Source organism: Halorubellus salinus (assembly GCF_020567525.1).
GTDB lineage: Archaea > Halobacteriota > Halobacteria > Halobacteriales > Natrialbaceae > Halorubellus > Halorubellus salinus.
Genome location: NZ_JAJCVI010000001.1, coordinates 741,834 through 760,495 on the forward strand (window position 1 = coordinate 741,834; position 18,662 = coordinate 760,495).

Consider the following 18,662-nt stretch of genomic DNA (forward strand, 5'->3'; position numbering starts at 1 on the left):
CGGTTACTCGCTCGCGACGACGAGTTCGCCGACCATCCCGACGCTCTCGTGGGGCTCGCAGTGGTAGCGGTACCGGCCTTCCGTCTCGAACGTGTGCACGTGCTCGACCCCCGCGTCGTGGAGGGCGCCCTCGGTCCCAGTCCACGTCGCGCCGTCTGGACGCTCGTCGACGGTGAGGCTGTGATTGTCGCTCCCCCAGACGAACCGGACTTCGGTGCCGGGGCGAACCACGGGAGCGACGTTCGTCCCGGGTTCGAACACGAACTCGCCCTCGGGGCCGACGACGACGCGTGCGGGCGCGTCCTCGCCGAGGACGACGCGGTCGCTCGTCGTCGCGTCGACGTCGCCGACGACGACGCGCCCCGTCATCCCGACGCTCCTGTGGGGCTCGCAGTGATAGTCGTATCGGCCCTCTACCTCGAACGTGTGCTCGTACGCGAAGCCGGAATCGTACACCTCGCCGTCGGTCGTCCCGACCCAGTCGCTCTCGGCCGGGACGTCGTGGGGGACGACGTTGTGGTTGTCCGACTGCCACGTCCATCGGACGGTGTCGCCGGGGTCGACGTCTACCTCGGCGGGCTCGAAGCCGAACTCGCCGTCCGGGCCGACCGCGACCTCGACGGCGACCTCGTCATCGCTCGTGGTCGTCGACTCTTCCTCGGTGTTCGTCCCAGTCTCATCGGTGTTCGCCGCCGCGTCGTCGGTGGTGGAGCCGCCACCGGTCGTCGTGTCTACGTCGCCGTCCTCGGCGGACGCATCCTCCTGGTGGGTGGCTCGGTGGTCGAACCCCCGACCACACATCCCGCGAGGGCGGCCGCGAGCGCGGTCGTACCAGTTGCTTCCAGGAACCGTCTTCGGGTCGAACTATCGTCGCACATGGGGACCAATGCACGGCGAACGTCTTCGGCTGCTAACTTAAGGAAAACGTGAGATTCTCAATTCTTGCAATCCGTCAGACCGACGTCGTGCCCGCCGACGACCGTCGCGTCCCGGACCCGTACCGCAACGCCACCGCTCGCTATGGACAGCGCACCACCGCCTCTTGCCAGGGTCCGAGTCGGAGTGCCTCCGACGACCGGCGACCCGTCGCCGTCGTCGTCGTCGTGGTAGAGCGCGTCGTCCGGGATGGGTTCCTTCGAGAACCCGGGGCCCGCCCAGAACACCGAGAGGGACTCCTGGCCGGTGTGCTCGTACATCGTCACGACGATCCGGTGCTTGCCTTCCTCCAGGTCGACGGTCCCCGCCGCTTCCTGATAGGGATGCCGGCCGCCGTTGTCGACGACGCGCTCGCCGTCGACGGAGAGGTAGCTGCCGTCGTCCGACCCCGTCCAGAACTCGTAGGTGCCGTTCTCGGGGACCTCGACGTACCCGACGAACCGGTACGCGAAGTTGTCGCCGCGTCGCGACGAGTACGCGTCCACGTCGATGTTCGCGCTCGTCCCGTTCGACTCGGCCCCGGTCGCGGGGAACGACGGCATCGTCTGGTAAGTGCCCTCGTAGTAGCCGTAGTCGAGGCCCTGGACGACGCTCCCGGGCTCCATGGCGTCCTTGGCGGCCTCGACCGTCATGGAGCGCGTCACCGACCGGGTCGCGCCGTCGGGCGTCTCGATGGCGAGCGTCACGTCGTAGGTGCCAGCGCTCGCGAACTCGTGGGAGACGGACGCGCCGCTCCCCGAGGCGCCGTCACCGAACGACCAGTCGTAGCTCGCGATGCTCCCGCCCTCGTTCGCCGACGGCGACCCGTCGAACGTGCATTCGAGGTCGTAACAGGAGACGTCCATCGCCGCGACGACGACGGGTTCGCGGAACAGCGCGCTGTCGGGGACCGGCTCGGTCGAGAACCCGGGGCCCGCCCACGAGAGCGACAGCGACTCGCCGCCCGTGTGCTCGAAGTGCGTGAGCGTGATGCGATGGTAGCCCGCGTCGAGCGTGACGGTGCCCGACCGCGGCCGCGTCCCGTGGAGGCCGCCGTTGTCGACGACGCGGGACCCGTCGACGTGGAGTTCGCTCCCGTCGTCCGACGCGGTCGTGAACGTGTACGTGCCGTCCTCGGGGACCTTCAGGTATCCAGTGAAGCGGAACGCGTAGTCGGTCCCGCGGTCGCGCACCGAGATGTCGGGGCGCGCGACGGTCCCGACGCGCTCGGGCGTCTCCGCGTCGAAGTCCGGGAGCGACGTGTACGACGACTCGGCCTCGTAGTACTCGTACCGCAAGCCCTGCTGGAGGCGCGTCGCGAGCGCGGCGTCCGTCGACACGCGGTACGACGCGAGGACCGCGGACCGGTCGCCGCTCGTCGACACCCACTTCACGTGCACGCGGTCCCCGGCCTCGAACCCGGGCCTGTGCGTCGCCGTCCCCGTCGTGGTCGACGCGGTCGAGTTCAGCACGAACCGGTCGCCGCTCCCGACCGCGAACGACGACCCGTTTGCCCACGTGTACGTCGCCGTCGTCGCACCGTCCGCGACGACCACGACCGTCAGCCGGTCCGCGACGCGGTCGGAGATGGTCGCGCCGCCACCGTGCTCGACCGCGACCACGCCGTCGTCGGCGTCGTAACTGAACGAGAACGACGCCTGTGGCGCCGGGTCGTTCCCGACCACGCCAGCGATATCGAACCCGAAGAGAGCGGTCGCGCCGGCGGCGACGACGACCACCGCGAGCATCAACACGACCGCTATCTGGGAGTTCAGCCCGCGGTCGTCGACGCCAAGCATACCACATCGTACTGTGGTCGGTGCTAAAACACTCCCGGCCAGCCAGTGGCGGACGACTCGGGGTCAGCGGTCGCTTCGAGCGGTCGTCCTCCCGCCGACAGGGGGTTTTTCAGGAAGGCACCCTGAGCCGTCGGTATGGACGAGTGCGTCGCCTGTGGAGCGTCAATCCGCGGTGCGTCCGCGTACTGCGACGACTGCGCGGAGCGAGCGAGCGACGGGACGGCGAGTGCGCCGTCGCGCGAGGGACGGGTCTCGTCGCCGGCGGCACGTGCGGTCGCGATCCTGCTCGCAGCGGCGGCACTCCTCGGCGGCTTCCAGACGGTTCAGACGCTCCAGTACCTCCCGCAAGCGGTCGTCCTCGGGTTGAGCCTGGACACGGTCGGATTCCTCGCGGTGCAGGCGGTGAACGTGACGCTCCTCGTCGCGTTCGCCGTCATGGCGAAGCGGTTATTCGACGGGGCCGCGGACCGCGCGCGCTACGGCCGCGTCCTTCGCGCGCTCGCAGCGGCGAGCGTCGCCTTCGGGACGCTCGTGACGGTCCTCCCGAACCCGGTCGTACGGTGGCTCCCGACGGTCGTGGACCCCGCGTACGTCGTACTGAACGTGCTCGCATTCCACGTCGCACCGACGGTGCTCTGGGCGGAGTGGCAGGTGCTCGCGGTCGCCGTCGTCGGCGCCAGCATCTCCTTCGCGGCCGGCACCGCACTCCGGCAGGACGCGACCCAGTGACGGCGAGGGGCGACCCACGTCGCGTACTCGAGACCGAACCGGTCACCGTTCGAGCGTTGCGTCGGAACGGAATGTGCGTGGATGCGCGGGCCAGAGATCAGAGATCTCTGGCTGCCTCCCGGAACGGCGGAGCCGTTCCGAGAGTGTCCACGAGGGAGAGCAGCACCCTGTAATGTCGAGATATCGGTCGCTGTTCGAGCGTTGCGTCGGAAAGGAATGTGCGTGGGTGCTGTCCACGAGGGAGAGCACCCGCATCGCATTCGAGGTGCGGCCGGTTGTGGCCGCGTGGTGCGATGCGTGGGACCGGATTTGAACCGGCGGACCTCTACAGGACAGCGCCCTCAACGCTGCGCCGTTGGCCTGGCTTGGCTACCCACGCTCGCGGTATCTTACTGCACTCCTTCGTTCCCGGGGGACCAATAAAAGCCCTTTCTTTTCCACCGGCAGTGATTGGGATTCGCACGCCGTCGCCGGGCTCGCCACCGGACCGCCAACGCGACCGCGTACGAGGCGCGCTCGCGGCGTGGCGGTGGTCGCGCGAAGCGCGGGGTTGAAATGGTGTGGTGTGGAAGGGAGAGGTATGGCGAAGTACTCGACGGGTGGTTCGTCGGGTGGCGGCGACGGCGACACGTGCGAGCTCTGCGGCGCGGCGAGCGAGAACCTCAGCATGGCGAACGTCGCTGGCGCGCGACTGAACGTGTGCGCGTCCTGTGCCCCCCACGACGACACCGAGACGAAGCGATCCTCGAACGACCGCTCCGGGAGCGGCGCCGGCAGCGGCAGCGGTGGCGGTGACCGTGACCGGAAACGGCGTGCGGTCCAGAACACGGCGAAGGCCAACGACGTCTGGGATTCGGACTCCAAGCACTGGGAGGAAGGCGGAACGAACTACGACGACGACCAGTTGCCGTACCTCCACAGCGACTACGGGAAGACCGTGACGGAGGCACGCCAGGAGCGCGGACTGCAGCGCGAGGAGTTCGCGGAGGAACTCGGTGCGACGGAGGCGGACATCATCGCCATCGAGCAGGGTCGCGCGACCCAGGCCGGTATCGGTGGTGGCCTCATCGCCGCCATCGAGGACTACCTCGACGTCGAAATCTCCGAGCAGTAACTGACCACCCGGGGGGTGTCGGCGAAGTGCTTTTGCTACCGCCGGAAGTCTGTTATCGGTGATGACCGTACAGCGTGCTGCTGCGCAACCGTACACGACGAGTTTCGAGGCGACGATCGAGCGCGTCGACGGACGGGACGTGGTGCTCGAGGAGACGTACTTCTACGCGGAGAGCGGCGGGCAGCCGGCGGACCGCGGGCGGATGGGTGACCGGTCCGTGGTCGACGTGCAGGTGGACGACGACGTCGTCGTGCACACGCTCGACGAACCGCCGACGTTCGATGCCGGCCGGTCGGTGCTGTGTCGCGTGGACTGGCGGCGACGGATGTACTGTATGCGAGCGCACACCGCGAGTCACGTCCTGTACGGGGCGGCGCGTACGTGCATGGACGACCTCGGGTACGGCGGGTTCGACATCCGGGCGGCCGCGGACCGGTCGAGCGCCGAGGCGGTCGGCTGGAGTGGGGGAGTCGATGGGAGTGAGGGAGTCGATTCAAGCGACGCGGACCGGGTGCGCGTGGACTTCGTGACGTCGACGGACGTCGACGACGACGTCCTGGTGACGTTGGAGCGACGCGCGAACCAGGCGGTCTGGGAGTCCCGGGACGTGACGTGGGAGACGCTGTCCGCGGACGCGGCGCGCGACCGCGACGGGATCGTGTTCAACGAGAAGACCGAGGAGGGCGTGTTCGGCGAGGACGCCGAGGTGCGCGTCGTCACCGTCGGCGGCGCGGAGGTGGCGGCCGGCCAGCCGTCGGGGCAGCCGTTCGACGTCGCGGCGTGTGGCGGAACGCACGTTCGGAACACGCGAGAGATCGGACCCATCACGGTCCTCGGGCGGTCGAACCCGGGTGAGGGGATGACGCGCGTGGAGTTCGCGGTCGGCCCGCGCGGCATCGAGCGCCGCGGGAGCGAGAAGGCGGCGTTGCTCGCGGCGGGTCGCGCGCTCGACGTCGGCCCCGGCGAGGTGCCCGAGGCGGTGTCGCGGCTCCAGGACGAGGTGACGTCGCTCCGCGAGGAGGCCGCGGACGCGCAGCGCCGCGCGCTCGAAGCCCGGTTGGCGCAGTTCCCGGTCGTCGAACGCCAGGGGGAGCGCTGGCTCGTCGGGACCGTCGAGGGCGTGGACGCGAACGACGTGGAGCCGGTGGCGCGAGCGGTCGCGGGCGACCGTGCGCCGGTCGTGGTGCTCGTCGGACGCGCGGGGAGTACGTTCGTCGTGGTAGCGGCCGGTGAATCCGCGTCGTCGAACGCGGGTGCGGTCGTCGAACGCGTCACGGACGAGTTCGGCGGCGGTGGCGGTGGCAGTCCTCGGTTCGCGCAGGGCGGTGGCCTGTCGGTCGACCCGGCGGGAGTCGTCGAGTGGTTCCGGGAGAGCTAACGGCGTTCGTCGGAACCGGGCAATTTTTTCGGGGACCGTTCGTAGCATCGGTATGGATTTCACGAGCGAGCAGGAGGCGGTGCGGGACGTCGTCCGCGAGTTCGCCGTCGAGGAGCTCCGGCCGGTCGCCGCGGAGTGCGACGCCGAGCAGGCGTTCCCGGAGGACGTCTGGGACGACCTCGCGGACATGGACCTCACGGGCCTGACGGTCCCCGAGGGATACGGTGGGTACGACGCTGACCCGGTGACGTACGCGCTCATCAACGAGGAGCTGGCGTACGGGATGCTGTCCGTCGCCACCGCGCTCTCGGTGCATGGGCTGGCGACGTCGTGTATCGCCGAGTTCGGGAGCGAGGACGTGAAGGACGAGTGGCTCCCGGAGATGGCGACCGGTCGGCCGGTCGGCGCGTTCGCGCTCAGCGAGCCCCAGGCGGGGTCGAACCCGGCGGAGATGTCGACGGTCGCGCGACGCGACGGCGACGAGTTCGTCGTCGACGGGACGAAGCAGTGGATCACGAACGGGAAGCGCAGCGACGTCGTCATCCTGTTCGCGAAGACCGACCGCGACGACCCGGGGAGCGTCACGCAGTTCCTCGTCCCGAAGGACACCGACGGTGTGAGCGTCGGGAAGAAGGAGGACAAGCTCGGGCTGCGGGCGAGCGACACGACGAGCCTCGAGTTCGACGGCGCTCGCATCCCCGCGGAGTACCAGCTCACCGAGGAGGGCCGCGGGCTGTCGGCGGCGTTCTCCATCCTGACGGGCGGCCGCATCGCCATCGGCGCGCAGTCCGTCGGACTCGCGCAGTCCGCGCTCGACGCGGCGCTCGAGTACAGCCAGGAGCGCGAGCAGTTCGACCAACCCATCAGCGACATCCAGACCATCCGCCACAAGCTCGCGGACATGCAGACGAAGGTCCAGGCGGGTCGCCTCCTCACGTACGACGCCGCCCGGAAGAAGGCCAGCGGGGACCCGCAGGCGACCGCGATGGCGGCGTCGCAAGCGAAGCTGTTCTCGAGCGAGAGCGCCATCGAGGTCGCGAACGAGGCCGTCCAGATCCACGGCGGCTACGGGTACACGACCGACTTCCCCGTCGAGCGCCTCTACCGCGACGCGAAGATACTCACCATCTACGAGGGCACGAGCGAGATACAGAAGAAGATCATCGCCCGGCATCTCCTGGACTGAACCGGTCGCACTCGCCACTACGTCTGCTGGGAACGCGCTCGCTGCGGGTCAGTCGTCGGCGGCCGAGGTGCGGTCGCTGTCGGCACGCTCCTCGTCGTTCGTGTCGGCGGCGTCGACGCGTTTTGCGGGCACGCCGACGACGGTGGCACCGGGTGGGACGTCGTCCGTGACGACCGCGCCGGCGCCGACGCGCGCCCCGTGACCGATGGTGACGTCGCCGAGGACGGTGGCGTTCGTGCCGATGGTGACGTCGTCCTCGACGGTCGGATGTCGTTTGACCGGGTCGGGCGAGTTCCCACCGAGCGTGACGCCGTGGTACATGTGGACGCGGTCGCCGACTTCGGCGGTCTCGCCGACGACGACGCCCATCCCGTGGTCGACGACGACCTGTCGCCCCACCGTCGCCGCGGGATGGATCTCGACGCCAGTCAGGAATCGCACGAGCTGGGAGAGCAGGCGCGCGGACAGCGGGAAGCCCGCCCGCCAGACCGCGTTCGTGACGGCGTGCGCCCAGACCGCGTGCAGGCCGGGGTAACAGAGGACCACCTCGAGTCGCGACTTCGCCGCCGGGTCCGCGTCGTGAACGGCGGTCACGTCCACGCGAACGCGTCGAAGGAGACGCCCAATCACGGCCGATCACGCGACACGCGGTCGCCGTCGCGCACGCTCACGACCCCGGGAGTCCCGTCGACGACGGTGGGTGGCGTGCGACAGCACCGCCGCGTCGAACCACGAGAGCGTTCGACGGCGATGCGGTCGGATGCGGTGACGACCACAGGCATGCCTCGCACTCGCCGAGCCATCGTCTAAAACGAATCGGTTCCACAGAACCGCTCGACTGGCGCAGACAGGGCCGTTCGCCTGACGCAGGCGGGTTCGCTGGTCGATTCCGGTCGCGTGCTCAGAACTCCTCCCAGGGACTCGGCGAGTCCGGGAGACCGAGTACGCGGCGTTCCCGTCCGTGCTCGCCGGTCCGCGTCTCGACGAGACCGTCGAACAGCTGGCGGATGGTGTTGACCGTCTGGTCGTCGTGCGCGTCCGCGTCGAGCGTCCCGAACCCGAGCGCGTCGGCGGCACTGATGCGGCCCGTGAGGATGTGGAGGAACCGGAACACGGTCTTGACGTCCGCGTACATCAGGAGCTGGCTGATGGAGTCGAGCGCGACCCGCGTCTGGTAGCCCTGGTTCGCGAACTGCTCCAGGAGCTTCGAGGACGCCATCCCGATGCCCGTGAAGTCACCCGGTGAGGAGACGTACCGCGTCAGCGGGTGGTCCTCCTGGCCCATCCCGCGTTCCTGGGAGACGCAGTCGACGATACCGAGCTGCGGGTTCACGTCGTCGGGGAGTCGACTGCCGACGTCCTCGCGGATGCGGTCGGCGCTGTGCTGGGTGGTGACGACCAGGCCCGCGTCGCCCTGTCGATGCCCGTCCGCGAGCACCTCGCAGAGGAGGTCGTACTTCCCGGTCATCGGCGGCCCCATGACGAGGAGGTTCGTCCCCGGTCGAACCTCGGCGACCGGGAGGGCGTCCGCTACCGCGTACATACGACCCCCGAAATCGCTCCCACGCCCGGTTGCATTGGTGGTGATTTGCGCGTACGTCTGTATAAACCCACGGGAGTCGTCCGACGTGCGTATGCCATCATCTAAGTGCTGCGCGGGGGAATCGAGTGATATGACACTGTTCGGGACGGCTGGTATCCGCGGCCCGGTGGCGACACGGGTCACGCCTGAGCTGGCGTTGCGAGTTGGGCAGGCAGCAGGGGTCGACGGCGCCGAGTTCGTCGTCGGTCGCGACGGTCGGGAGACCGGCGAGGCGCTCGCGGCCGCCGTCGAGGCTGGGCTGGAGAGCGCGGGGGCGGACGTCGAACGCGTCGGGCAGGTGCCGACGCCGGCGCTCGCGTTCGCCTCCCAGGGGCGTCGTGGCGTGATGGTGACGGCGAGTCACAATCCGCCCGAGGACAACGGTATCAAGCTGTTCGTCGACGGCGAGGAGTACGACCGGGCGGCCGAGGAGCGCGTCGAGGAGCGCGTCGCGGACGGTCCCGCGCTGGCGTCGTGGGACGCGTTCGGGTCGGGACGCGAGGGCAGCGTCCTCGACGCGTACCGGGAGGCGGTGGTGGCGTTCGTTCGGGAGTCCGTCGACGACGGCGCAGCCGAGCCCCTGGACGGGTTGACGGTCGCCGTGGATTGCGGGACGGGGATGGCGAGCGTCGCGACGCCGCAGGTGCTCGGGGCGCTGGGGGCGGACGTCCGGGCGACGAACGCGAACGTCGACGGGCACTTCCCGGCGCGGCCGTCGAAGCCGACGGCGGAGACGCTCACGGAGTTCTCGGCGTTCCTCGCGGAGTCCGAGGTCGACCTCGGGCTCGCGCACGACGGTGACGCGGACCGCATCGTCGTGTTGACGCCCGAGGGCGACGTGGTGCACGAGGACACCGTACTGGCGATGCTCGCCGAGCATTACGTCCAGGTGAGTGACGCGGCGGACCCGGTGGTCGTGACCACGCCGAACGCGTCCGGGCGGATCGACGAGCGCGTCGAGGCGGCGGGTGGGCGCACCGAGCGCGTTCGGTTGGGCGCGCTCCACGAGGGTATCGCTCGCGAGCGCGAGGCGGGCAGTTCGGACACCGAGGTGGCGTTCGCGGCGGAGCCCTGGAAGCACGTTCACACGGCGTTCGGTGGGTGGATAGACGGCGTGACGAGCGCGGGCGTGCTGTCGGCGCTCGTCGCCACCGAGGGTGGTCTCGACGCGCTCCGTGCGCCCATCACGGAGCGTCCGTACCGGAAGGTAAGCGTGTCCTGTCCGGACGAGGCGAAGGAGGCGGCGATGGGAACGCTCGCGGACACGCTCCCGGAGACGTTCGCCGAGGGCGACGTCGACACCGACTACGGCGTTCGCGTCGACCGCCCGGACGGCTCGTGGGTGCTCGTCCGACCGAGCGGGACCGAGCCGTACGTCCGTATCTACGCGGAGGCGGACGACGTCGACGCCCTCGTCGAGCGTGCACGCGGAGTCGTCGAATCCGCAGTCGAGGACGCGCAATCCTAGGATTCTTGCGTATTATCCAGGAATAGATTAAATACCATTCTGCGTGTTGGATATATAGTTAGGGGTCACAACCATTGACTTGCGTTCCGACGGGTTTAATTCGGCATCCTGCATGAATTGGACGTAATGCCTTCGAACAGGCGGAAGTTCCTGGCGAGTGCGGCTGGTATCGGCGTAGCGACAACCGCTGGCTGTCTCTCGAGTCTCGGTGGCTCGGGGAGCGACGGCACGAACGTCGGCGTCGTGTACGCCCTCGGCGGCCTTGGCGACAAGGCGTTCAACGACATGGCCAAGCAGGGCATCGACCAGGCCATCGACGAGTACGACATCAACTACCAGGGCGCCGAGCCCTCGGGGAACAGCGAGTTCCCGACGCTCCAGAAGAAGTTCGCCAACTCGAACAACCCGGACTACGACCTCATCTGCACCATCGGGTTCGCGCAGGCCGAGGCCCTCACGGAGAACGCCGACCAGTACTCCGATCAGCAGTTCATGATCGTGGACTCGGTCGTCGAGAAGGACAACGTCGCGAGCTACGTGTTCAAGGAGCAGCTCGGGTCGTTCCAGGTCGGGCACCTGGCGGGCCTGCTCACGCAGCGTGACTTCTCGACGGGCGGTGACGGGATGACCGACGCGTCGACGAACACGGACGCGGCGACGGTCGGGTTCGTCGGCGGGAAGGAGAACTCGCTCATCAAGAAGTTCGAAGCCGGCTTCATCGCGGGTGCGAAGCACGCGGGCGACGTCGAGGTCCGCTCGGCGTACGCGGGCTCGTGGAGCGACCCCGCGAAGGGGAAGGAGATCGCGCTCTCGATGTACGACAACGGCGCGGACGTCGTCTACCACGCCGCGGGTGGGACCGGGACGGGCGTCTTCGGTGCGGCCCAGGAACGCGGTCGCTACGCCATCGGCGTCGACTCCGACCAGTCCAAGTCCGCGAAGGAGTACAAGGACGTCATCCTCGCGAGCATGGTCAAGCACGTCGACACCGCGGTCCTCACGAGCGTCGAGAACGTCGTGAACGACGAGCACGCGGGCGGCGAAGTGAGTGCACTCGGGCTCGAGAAAGGCGGCGTCGAAGCCGTCCTCGGGCAGGAACTCGGCTCCGAGATCCCGAGCGAGGTCAAGAGCGCACTCGAGGAGTCCAAGTCCGGTATCGTCAACGGCGACATCTCGGTGCCGACCGACCCGGAAAACGCCTGAGCGGTTAGCTCTCACCGATTTCTTCATGACCGAATCCACGACGACGGGCAGGCACGGAAGTGACGGGCGGGCGGTCCCGGGAGGTGCGTGGCCGTGAGTTCGCTCGCGGTTCACCTCGACAGTATCACGAAACGCTTCCCGGGCGTGGTCGCGAACGACGACGTCGACCTCCGCGTCGAGGAGGGCTCGGTGCACGCGCTCCTCGGCGAGAACGGCGCCGGGAAGACCACGCTGATGAACGTCCTCTACGGGCTCTACGAGCCGACCGAGGGCGTCGTGCGGCTGGACGGCGAGGCGATGGACTTCGATTCGCCGCGGGACGCGATCGACGCGGGCGTCGGCATGATACACCAGCACTTCATGCTCGTCGACCCGATGACGGTGACGGAGAACGTCGTCCTCGGGAACGAACCCCGGAAGTGGGGTGGGCTCGCGGTCGACCGCCTGGCCTCCCGGAAGGCGGTCGTCGACCTGGCGGAGAAGTACGGGTTCGACGTGGACCCGGACGCAGCGATCGAGGACATCAGCGTCGGCGAACAGCAGCGCGTGGAGATACTGAAAGCGCTGTACCGTGGCGCGGACGTCCTCATCCTCGACGAACCGACGGCGGTCCTCACGCCCCAGGAGGTCGAGGAGCTGTTCGCGGTGTTCGAGGAGTTGACGTCGCAGGGGAAGACGATCATCTTCATCTCGCACAAGCTCGACGAGGCGATGAACGCGGCCGACGACATCACCGTCCTCCGGGACGGTGTGAACGTCGGGACGGTGGACGCGAACGCCACGAACCGCGAGGAGCTCGCGGAGCTGATGGTCGGGCGCGAGGTCCTGCTCGACGTCGACAAGCCGTCGGTGTCGACGGGGTCGTCCGCGCTGTCGGTGTCGGAGTTGACGGTGCGAGACGAGCGCGGCGTCGTCGCGGTCGACGGCGTGAGTTTCGACGTCCGCGAGGGCGAGGTGTTCGGTATCGCGGGCGTGGACGGGAACGGACAGTCGGAGCTCGTCGAAGCGGTCACCGGACTCAGGACCCCAGCCGCAGGGTCGGTGGCGTTCGACGGCGAGGACATCACGCGCGCCTCTCGGCGGAGTCGCATCGCTCGCGGGATGGCGTACGTCCCGGAGGACCGCCAGGAACGCGGGCTCGTGATGGACTACGACCTCGTGGAGAACGGCTTGCTGGGGAAGCAACACGACCCGGCGTTCGCGCCGAACGGTCGCATCGACTGGGAGGGCACGTACGAGCACGTGACGGACGTCATCGAGGAGTACGACGTCCGGCCACCGGACCCGAGCGCGAGCGCGAAGAGCCTCTCCGGTGGGAACCAGCAGAAGTTCATCGTCGGCCGCGAGTTCAGTCAGGACCCCGAGGTCGTCGTCGCCTCGCATCCGACGCGCGGCGTCGACATCGGGAGCGTGGAGTTCATCCACGAGCAACTGCTCGACCTGCGAGCGCGCGGGAAGGCGGTTCTCTTGGTGTCCTCGAAGCTCGACGAGGTGCAGTCGCTCTCTGACCGGCTCGCGGTCGTGCACGACGGCGAGTTCGTGGACGTCGTCGACCCGGCGACGACGACCGAGGAGGAACTCGGGCTTCTCATGGGTGGCGAAAGCGTCGGCACGGTCGACGCGGCGCCTGCGCGAGGTGACGACGCATGACGGACGACCAGTCTGACGCAGGTGGCAAGGACGGTGCCGACGACCAGTCGGCCGCAGGCAGCGAGGCTGCGGCCGACGCGGCGACGACCGAGGTCGACGACGGCGACATCCCGTCGTGGTCGGAGTCCGCGGCGTCGAAGATCGTCACGGCGAGCGCGAAGGAGCGCGTGTTCATCAGCGTCGCCGCGTTCCTCGCGAGCGTCCTCGTCGGGAGCGTCCTCGTCTACCTGTCGGGGCTCGTCGTCGACTGTACGAGCGCCGGCTTCCTCGGGTCGTGCTACAACCCGTTCCTCGTCTACTACTTCCTGTTCGTCGACCCGTTCATCGGCGGGTTCAACGTCGCGCTCGTGATGAAGGAGACGGTGCTCCTGCTGTTCACTGGCCTCTCGGTCGCGGTGGCGTTCCGCGCCGGCCTGTTCAACATCGGGTCGCAGGGACAGCTCGTCCTCGGCGGGCTCGCGACGGCGCTCGCGCTCATCTTCGTCGCGCCGCTCGCGCCCGGTGGCGTCCTCGGGACGCTCGTCCTCGTGCCGTTCGCGCTGCTCGTTGGCGCCGTCTTCGGCGGCCTGTACGCCGCCATCCCCGGCGCACTCAAGGCGTACGCGGAGGCGAACGAGGTCATCACGACCATCATGCTGAACTTCGTCGCGACGAACCTCGCGTTCTTCCTCATCTCGACGTACTACCAGGACCCGGAGAGCGGGAGCGTGCAGACGGTCGCCATCCCGGAAGCTGCACGCCTGAAGCCCATCGTGCCGTTCTTCGAGGGCGCGCAGTTCTCGGTACTCGCCCTCCTGCTCGGGGTCGGCCTCGTCGCGGGGACGTTCTACGTCCTCGCGAACACCGCGTTCGGGTACGACGTCCGGACGAGCGGCCTGCAGGCTGCGGCCGCGGACTACGCCGGCGTCGACCCGAAGCGCCTCGTCGTCTCCAGCATGACGCTCTCGGGCGCGCTCGCCGGCGTCGGCGGCGCCGTCTACGTCATGATGGTGATGGCGCGCTACCGGACCGGCGTGCCCGCGCTCGGGTTCGACGGCATCACGGTCTCCATCCTCGCCGGGAACAACCCGCTCGGGGTCATCCCCGCCGCGCTGTTGTTCGGCGTGATGAAGGCCGGGAGTCTCTCCATCGACTTCAGTCTCGGCGTCCCGAAACAGCTCGTGGGCGTGCTCCGCGGGCTCGTCATCCTCTTCGTCGCGATGCCGGAGTTCTTCCGGTTACTCGCACGGTACACGCCGTACGGGCCGGACGCCGACCGTGCGGTCGCGACCGACGGAGGTGACGACGATGCGTGACCGGAACGTGTACGTCGCGGGCGCCGCCGGCGCAGCGGTCGCCGTGCTCGCGCTGTTCGTGTTCGCGTTCGTGTTCCCCGTCGACTGGGTGGTCGCGCTCGTCGACCAGCTCGACACGAGCCTGCTCTCGGCAGCACTCCGGCTGTCGGTCCCCATCGCGTTCGCCGCACTCGGCGGTATCTTCGCGGAGAAGTCCGGCGTCATCAACATCGGTCTCGAGGGACTGCTCATCGCGTCGGCGTTCACGAGCATCGCCGTCGCGTGGGCGCTCCAGGGGTCGGTCGCGCCGACCACGGCCGCGTGGGCCGGGTTCGGCGCGGCCGTGCTCGCGAGCACCCTGCTCGCGGCCCTGTTCGCGGTCGTCACCATCCGCTACGAGGCCGACCAGATCATCGCCGGCCTCGCGGTCTGGCTGGTCGCACTCGGGTTCGCGCCGTTCGCGAGCCAGATCATCTGGGACTCGGTGAACTCCCCGGCGGTCCCGACCCTGAACAACTGGGTCGCCCCCGGCCTCGTCGACATCCCCGTCCTCGGGCCGGCGGTGTTCGACTCGAACCCGACCGTGTACCTGATGCTACTCGCCGTCCCCGTCTCGTGGTACGTCCTCAACCGGACCGCGTTCGGCCGGTGGGTGCGCGCGAGCGGCGAGAACCCGAAGGCGCTCGACACCGCCGGCGTGAACGTTCGACGCGTCAGGTACGCGAGCGTCCTCCTCTCCGGCGTCTTCTCCGGCATCGGCGGCGCCGGCCTCGCACTCGGTCAGGTCGGCCAGTTCATCGGGAGCGGCCAGACGATGGTCGCCGGCCGCGGCTGGATCGGTATCACCGCCTACCTCATGGGGAACTACAACCCCATCGGCGCGTTCGCCTCGTCGTTCCTGTTCGCGGGCCTGAACGCACTCCAGTTCCGCGTCCAGCAGATAAGCGAACTGAACATCGCACCGTCGCTCGTCCAGATGGTGCCGTTCGTCGCCGTCATCGTCGTCCTCGCACTCGTCGGGAAGACCCGCATCCCCGACGCCGCAGGCGACCACTACGAATCCGGCGACGACTGACCAGTCGCTTCTCTTCTGTCGATTCCGGCGACCACTGACCGCTCGCTTCTCTTCTGTCGATTCCGGCGACCACTGACCGCTCGCTTCTCTTCTGTCGATTCCGGCGACCACTGACCGCTCGCTTCTCTTCTGTCGATTCCGGCGACGACCGACAGCTCGCTCTCGGTCACTCGATAGCGAGTTCGTCGACGCGTTCGCGGATGGCGACGACGACGCCATCGAGATCTTCGATGGCGGTCGCGTCGAACCGGAGCGCGCCCCGCCATCGACCGCGTCCGTCGACGACGAGGACGTCGTCCTCGACGCGGACCGACTCGAACTCGCGCCACGACCGCTTGCTCCGGTTCACGAACAGCGCCTCGTCGGCGACGCGGACCTCGCGTTCGGTCCGCGAGAACGCGAGGAACACGACGCCGGCCGCCGCGAGCGGGAGGTACGCGAACGCGAGCATCGGGTCGTCGCCGACGCCCAGGCCGACGGCGGCGACGACGCCGCCGACGACGGTGACGGCGCCGCCGAGACGCATCGCTCGACGCGAGCGCGGCGCGATGGGTGCCTCGAACGATACCGCGGTCGTGGCGGTCTCGCGACGCCGCCGGTCGTGGACGTCGCGGGCGAGCACCCACGCGGCCACGCCGAGCACGCACCCCGCGAACGCGACCCCGTAGGGAGCCAGTACCGTCGCTCGAAGCGGCGGCCCCTGCAGGAACGCGCCGACCGTCCACGCGACGACCGCGCCGCCCGGAAGGAGGAGCCATCGAGGTGCCGCGAGCGCGCCGAGGAGCGCGTCGCTCTGGCGGACGCCCGCGGCGACCACGAGACCCACGCCGACGGCGACCCCGACGCTCCCAGCGAGGACGCCTCTCTCGCCGGCGCCACCGAGCACCACGGGCAGCGGTGCGGTCACACAGCCCGCGAACGCGACGAGGAACGCGCCGACGACGCGCTCGCGCCGCGACTCGTCGACCCCCGTCATGACTCGCGTCGGGCAAGGAAGCGTTCGAGCGCTCGCACGGTCTCGTCGAGGTCGTCGACGTCGTCGCGGTCGAAGCGATGCGCGCGGTCGACGTATCGACTCGCTCGATGCAGGACGAGCGCTTCGTCGGTGAGTTCGAAGCACTCGTAGTCGTCCCACGCGACGAGCGACGAGTCCACGAGCACGCCTGCGTCCCGGACCTCGACGGTCCGCTCGGTGTCGACGCTCGCGAGCAGCGCGGGCCACGGCGCGACTATCGTCACCCACGTCGCGTCGAGTTCCGCGCCGACGACGAAAACGACGGCACCGGCGCCGACCGCGAGCACGGCGAGACCACCCACCGCGTACTTCGTACGGCGACGCTGCGTCGGCGGTCGTCGCGCCGACCACTTCGCGTACGGCGCTGCAGCGGCCTGCACGCTCGCCTTCCAGAGCTGGAGGTTCGCGACGAGTACGACGACCCCACCGAGGACGGCCGTGGTGGCTCCCACGAGCGACGACGCCACGATAGCCTCGCTCGGCGACGCGACCGTGACGACACCAACGAGCACGCCGACCAGGCCGACGACCGGGACGACGACGAACGCCGCGAGCCCGACGGACCCGTGCAAGCGCTCGTGCATCGACCAGTCGTAGGTCACCGCGGCGCCCACGTACCCGCCGACGGAGCCCGAGAGGACGCCGATGGCGACGCCACCCCACCACGGACCGAGGTCGTATGCCACCGCTCCGATCCCCATGGCGATCGCGAGCAGGCCACCGATCCAGCCGCCCAGTCCGGCGAAGAACGCACGCCGATACCAGTTCTCGCGCATACGACACAGTCCCACCTTGGATGCCGTAAATACCACGCGGTGTTTTCGCGACGAGAAAAACCCCGCGAGCGTCACGGTACAGCCGCAAGTTCGTGCGACACCGGTGGGTTACTTGCCCGTGGACGGTATCGTGGTGGACATGGACGACGAGGAACTCGTCGAAGCCGCCAGAGACGTGCAGTCCGAGGCGTACGTGCCGTACTCGAACTACCGCGTCGGCGCGGCCATCGAGACCGCCGACGGCGAGGTGTACGTCGGCTGTAACCTGGAGAACGCGAACTACTCGAACAGCCTGCACGCCGAGGAGGTCGCCGTCGCGGAGGCGCTCAAGGACGGCCACCGCGACTTCGAGGTGGTCGCGGTGTCCTCGGGGAAGCGCGACGCGGTGACGCCGTGTGGGATGTGCCGGCAGACGCTCGCGGAGTTCTGCGACGAGGACTTCCGCGTGCTCTGTGACGCCGGCGAGGACGGAGTCCGCGAGCACCGCCTCGGCGACCTGCTCCCGGAGACCATCGGGCCGGAGACCCTCGGAAAGTAGTCGCAGACGACCGGTGCCTGCCTGGAAAGCGGCCGGGGACGGCGACCTCCCGACCGATTTGACGCAGTAGTCTTTTACGCTGGCTCGCGCTACGAGCAGGGTATGACTGGCGACAGCGAGGACCCGAACGCGGACGTACAGTACCACGTCGAGGTCGGCCCGGCGGACGTGAGCGACGCGGTGCTCCTCCCGGGGAACCCCGAGCGGGTCGACAAGATCACGGCGCTCTGGGACGACCACGAGGAGAAGGCGTACCACCGCGAGTACCGGACCGCGACCGGGCACTACGAGGGTGCGGAGGTCTCGGTGACGTCGACTGGTATCGGGTCGCCGAGCGCCGCTATCGCGGTCGAGGAGCTCGCTCGCGTCGGCGTGGACACGTACATCCGCGTCGGGTCGTGTGGCGCCATCCAGCCGGAGATGGACGTCGGCGACCTCGTCATCACGACGGGCGCGGTCCGGCAGGAGGGGACGAGCGCGGAGTACGTCCGCGAGGACTACCCGGCGGTCGCGGACCACGAGGTCGTCGCGGCGCTCGTCGCCGCCGCCGAACGCCTCGACTACGACTATCACACGGGACTCACGATGAGTGCGGACAGCTTCTACGCGGGTCAGGGTCGCCCTGGGTTCGAGGGGTTCGAGGCGGCGGGCTCGGAGTCGCTCGTCGAGGAACTCCAGGACGCGAACGTGAAGAACATCGAGATGGAGGCCGCCGCCATCCTCACGCTCGCGAACGTCTACGGGCTCCGAGCGGGCGCGGTCTGCTCGGTGTACGCGAACCGCATCACGGGCGAGTTCCGGACGGAAGGCGAGTCGCGTGCCGCGGAGACCGCGAGTCTCGCGGTGAAGCTCCTCCGGAAGATGGACGAGGCGAAGGCCGACGCTGGCGTCGACCACTGGCATCCCGGCCTCACGCTCGACTGACGGCCGTTCGAGCGCGGATGTCGTAGCGAACAGGCG

At 69.0% G+C, this 18,662-nt stretch carries 18 protein-coding genes and 1 tRNA gene; 11 read left to right on the forward strand and 8 right to left on the reverse strand.

Translation table 11 applies throughout. The features are described 5' to 3' along the window. Positions 1 to 3: 3 nt before the first annotated feature. Both LI336_RS03725 and LI336_RS03735 read right to left on the reverse strand, forming a co-directional pair. On the reverse strand, positions 4 to 801 hold the full coding sequence (locus tag LI336_RS03725) for a plastocyanin/azurin family copper-binding protein (protein WP_227131282.1): 798 nt from the start codon (positions 799 to 801) through the stop codon (positions 4 to 6). Between the two features lie 134 nt (positions 802 to 935). Beyond that, positions 936 to 2,714, reverse strand: coding sequence for a PA14 domain-containing protein (locus LI336_RS03735; RefSeq protein WP_227131284.1), 1,779 nt, complete (start codon positions 2,712 to 2,714; stop codon positions 936 to 938). 135 nt (positions 2,715 to 2,849) lie between these two features. Here LI336_RS03735 and LI336_RS03740 point away from each other — a divergent pair, with 135 nt between their 5' ends. After that, entirely contained in the window at positions 2,850 to 3,443 is a 594-nt protein-coding gene (locus tag LI336_RS03740) for a hypothetical protein (protein WP_227131285.1), read from the forward strand. A 294-nt stretch (positions 3,444 to 3,737) separates the two neighbouring features. Here the strand turns inward: LI336_RS03740 and LI336_RS03745 are convergent. Next, positions 3,738 to 3,822: transfer RNA gene (locus LI336_RS03745), tRNA-Leu, on the reverse strand. Between the two features lie 201 nt (positions 3,823 to 4,023). Here LI336_RS03745 and LI336_RS03750 point away from each other — a divergent pair. The 3 genes from LI336_RS03750 to LI336_RS03760 all read left to right on the forward strand — a co-directional run bounded on the left by LI336_RS03750 (position 4,024) and on the right by LI336_RS03760 (position 7,121). Beyond that, the gene (locus tag LI336_RS03750; RefSeq protein ID WP_227131286.1) at positions 4,024 to 4,557 is read left to right on the forward strand and encodes a helix-turn-helix domain-containing protein; all 534 of its coding nucleotides are present in this window, start codon (positions 4,024 to 4,026) and stop codon (positions 4,555 to 4,557) included. Between the two features lie 61 nt (positions 4,558 to 4,618). Continuing rightward, the gene (locus LI336_RS03755; protein WP_227131287.1) at positions 4,619 to 5,935 is read left to right on the forward strand and encodes an alanine--tRNA ligase-related protein; all 1,317 of its coding nucleotides are present in this window, start codon (positions 4,619 to 4,621) and stop codon (positions 5,933 to 5,935) included. A gap of 52 nt (positions 5,936 to 5,987) precedes the next feature. Beyond that, on the forward strand, positions 5,988 to 7,121 hold the full coding sequence (locus LI336_RS03760) for an acyl-CoA dehydrogenase family protein (protein WP_227131288.1): 1,134 nt from the start codon (positions 5,988 to 5,990) through the stop codon (positions 7,119 to 7,121). Positions 7,122 to 7,169: 48 nt separating this feature from the next. On the opposite strand, the gene cysE is transcribed toward LI336_RS03760, so the two are convergent. The 3 genes from cysE to LI336_RS03775 all read right to left on the reverse strand — a co-directional run bounded on the left by cysE (position 7,170) and on the right by LI336_RS03775 (position 8,664). Next, positions 7,170 to 7,751 carry a serine O-acetyltransferase gene (gene cysE, locus LI336_RS03765; protein WP_368408340.1) on the reverse strand — a complete coding sequence of 194 codons (582 nt, stop codon included), beginning with the start codon at positions 7,749 to 7,751 and terminating at the stop codon, positions 7,170 to 7,172. After that, positions 7,748 to 7,903 (reverse strand): hypothetical protein, encoded by a 156-nt coding sequence (locus tag LI336_RS03770; protein WP_227131289.1) that lies wholly within the window; start codon positions 7,901 to 7,903, stop codon positions 7,748 to 7,750. The genes cysE and LI336_RS03770 overlap by 4 nt, the downstream gene beginning before the upstream one ends. Before the next feature lie 119 nt (positions 7,904 to 8,022). Beyond that, positions 8,023 to 8,664 (reverse strand): RAD55 family ATPase, encoded by a 642-nt coding sequence (locus LI336_RS03775; RefSeq protein WP_227131290.1) that lies wholly within the window; start codon positions 8,662 to 8,664, stop codon positions 8,023 to 8,025. Positions 8,665 to 8,794: 130 nt separating this feature from the next. On the opposite strand from LI336_RS03775, the gene LI336_RS03780 reads away from it, so the two are divergent. From LI336_RS03780 to LI336_RS03800, 5 genes are all read left to right on the forward strand, one after another. Beyond that, a complete protein-coding gene (locus LI336_RS03780; protein WP_227131291.1) occupies positions 8,795 to 10,171 on the forward strand; it encodes a phosphohexomutase domain-containing protein in 1,377 nt (458 codons plus the stop codon). A 126-nt stretch (positions 10,172 to 10,297) separates the two neighbouring features. Continuing rightward, positions 10,298 to 11,374 carry a BMP family lipoprotein gene (locus LI336_RS03785; RefSeq protein ID WP_227131292.1) on the forward strand — a complete coding sequence of 359 codons (1,077 nt, stop codon included), beginning with the start codon at positions 10,298 to 10,300 and terminating at the stop codon, positions 11,372 to 11,374. Positions 11,375 to 11,467: 93 nt separating this feature from the next. Next, entirely contained in the window at positions 11,468 to 13,024 is a 1,557-nt protein-coding gene (locus LI336_RS03790; RefSeq protein ID WP_368408341.1) for an ABC transporter ATP-binding protein, read from the forward strand. Then, positions 13,021 to 14,319, forward strand: a complete 1,299-nt coding sequence (locus LI336_RS03795) for an ABC transporter permease (protein ID WP_227131294.1) — start codon at positions 13,021 to 13,023, stop codon at positions 14,317 to 14,319. Before LI336_RS03790 ends, LI336_RS03795 begins: the two co-directional genes overlap by 4 nt. Then, entirely contained in the window at positions 14,312 to 15,373 is a 1,062-nt protein-coding gene (locus LI336_RS03800) for an ABC transporter permease (protein ID WP_227131295.1), read from the forward strand. The genes LI336_RS03795 and LI336_RS03800 overlap by 8 nt, the downstream gene beginning before the upstream one ends. 166 nt (positions 15,374 to 15,539) lie before the next feature. Here LI336_RS03800 and LI336_RS03805 read toward each other — a convergent pair whose 3' ends face one another. Both LI336_RS03805 and LI336_RS03810 read right to left on the reverse strand, forming a co-directional pair. Then, positions 15,540 to 16,349, reverse strand: a complete 810-nt coding sequence (locus tag LI336_RS03805; protein WP_227131296.1) for a hypothetical protein — start codon at positions 16,347 to 16,349, stop codon at positions 15,540 to 15,542. Further along, positions 16,346 to 17,164, reverse strand: coding sequence for a hypothetical protein (locus LI336_RS03810; protein WP_227131297.1), 819 nt, complete (start codon positions 17,162 to 17,164; stop codon positions 16,346 to 16,348). Before LI336_RS03810 ends, LI336_RS03805 begins: the two co-directional genes overlap by 4 nt. A 139-nt stretch (positions 17,165 to 17,303) precedes the next feature. Here LI336_RS03810 and cdd point away from each other — a divergent pair, with 139 nt between their 5' ends. Both cdd and LI336_RS03820 read left to right on the forward strand, forming a co-directional pair. Continuing rightward, positions 17,304 to 17,702 (forward strand): cytidine deaminase, encoded by a 399-nt coding sequence (gene cdd, locus LI336_RS03815; RefSeq protein ID WP_227131298.1) that lies wholly within the window; start codon positions 17,304 to 17,306, stop codon positions 17,700 to 17,702. Between the two features lie 102 nt (positions 17,703 to 17,804). Further along, complete coding sequence (locus LI336_RS03820) at positions 17,805 to 18,626, forward strand: nucleoside phosphorylase (RefSeq protein ID WP_227131299.1); 822 nt, start codon at positions 17,805 to 17,807, stop codon at positions 18,624 to 18,626. Positions 18,627 to 18,662: the final 36 nt, after the last annotated feature.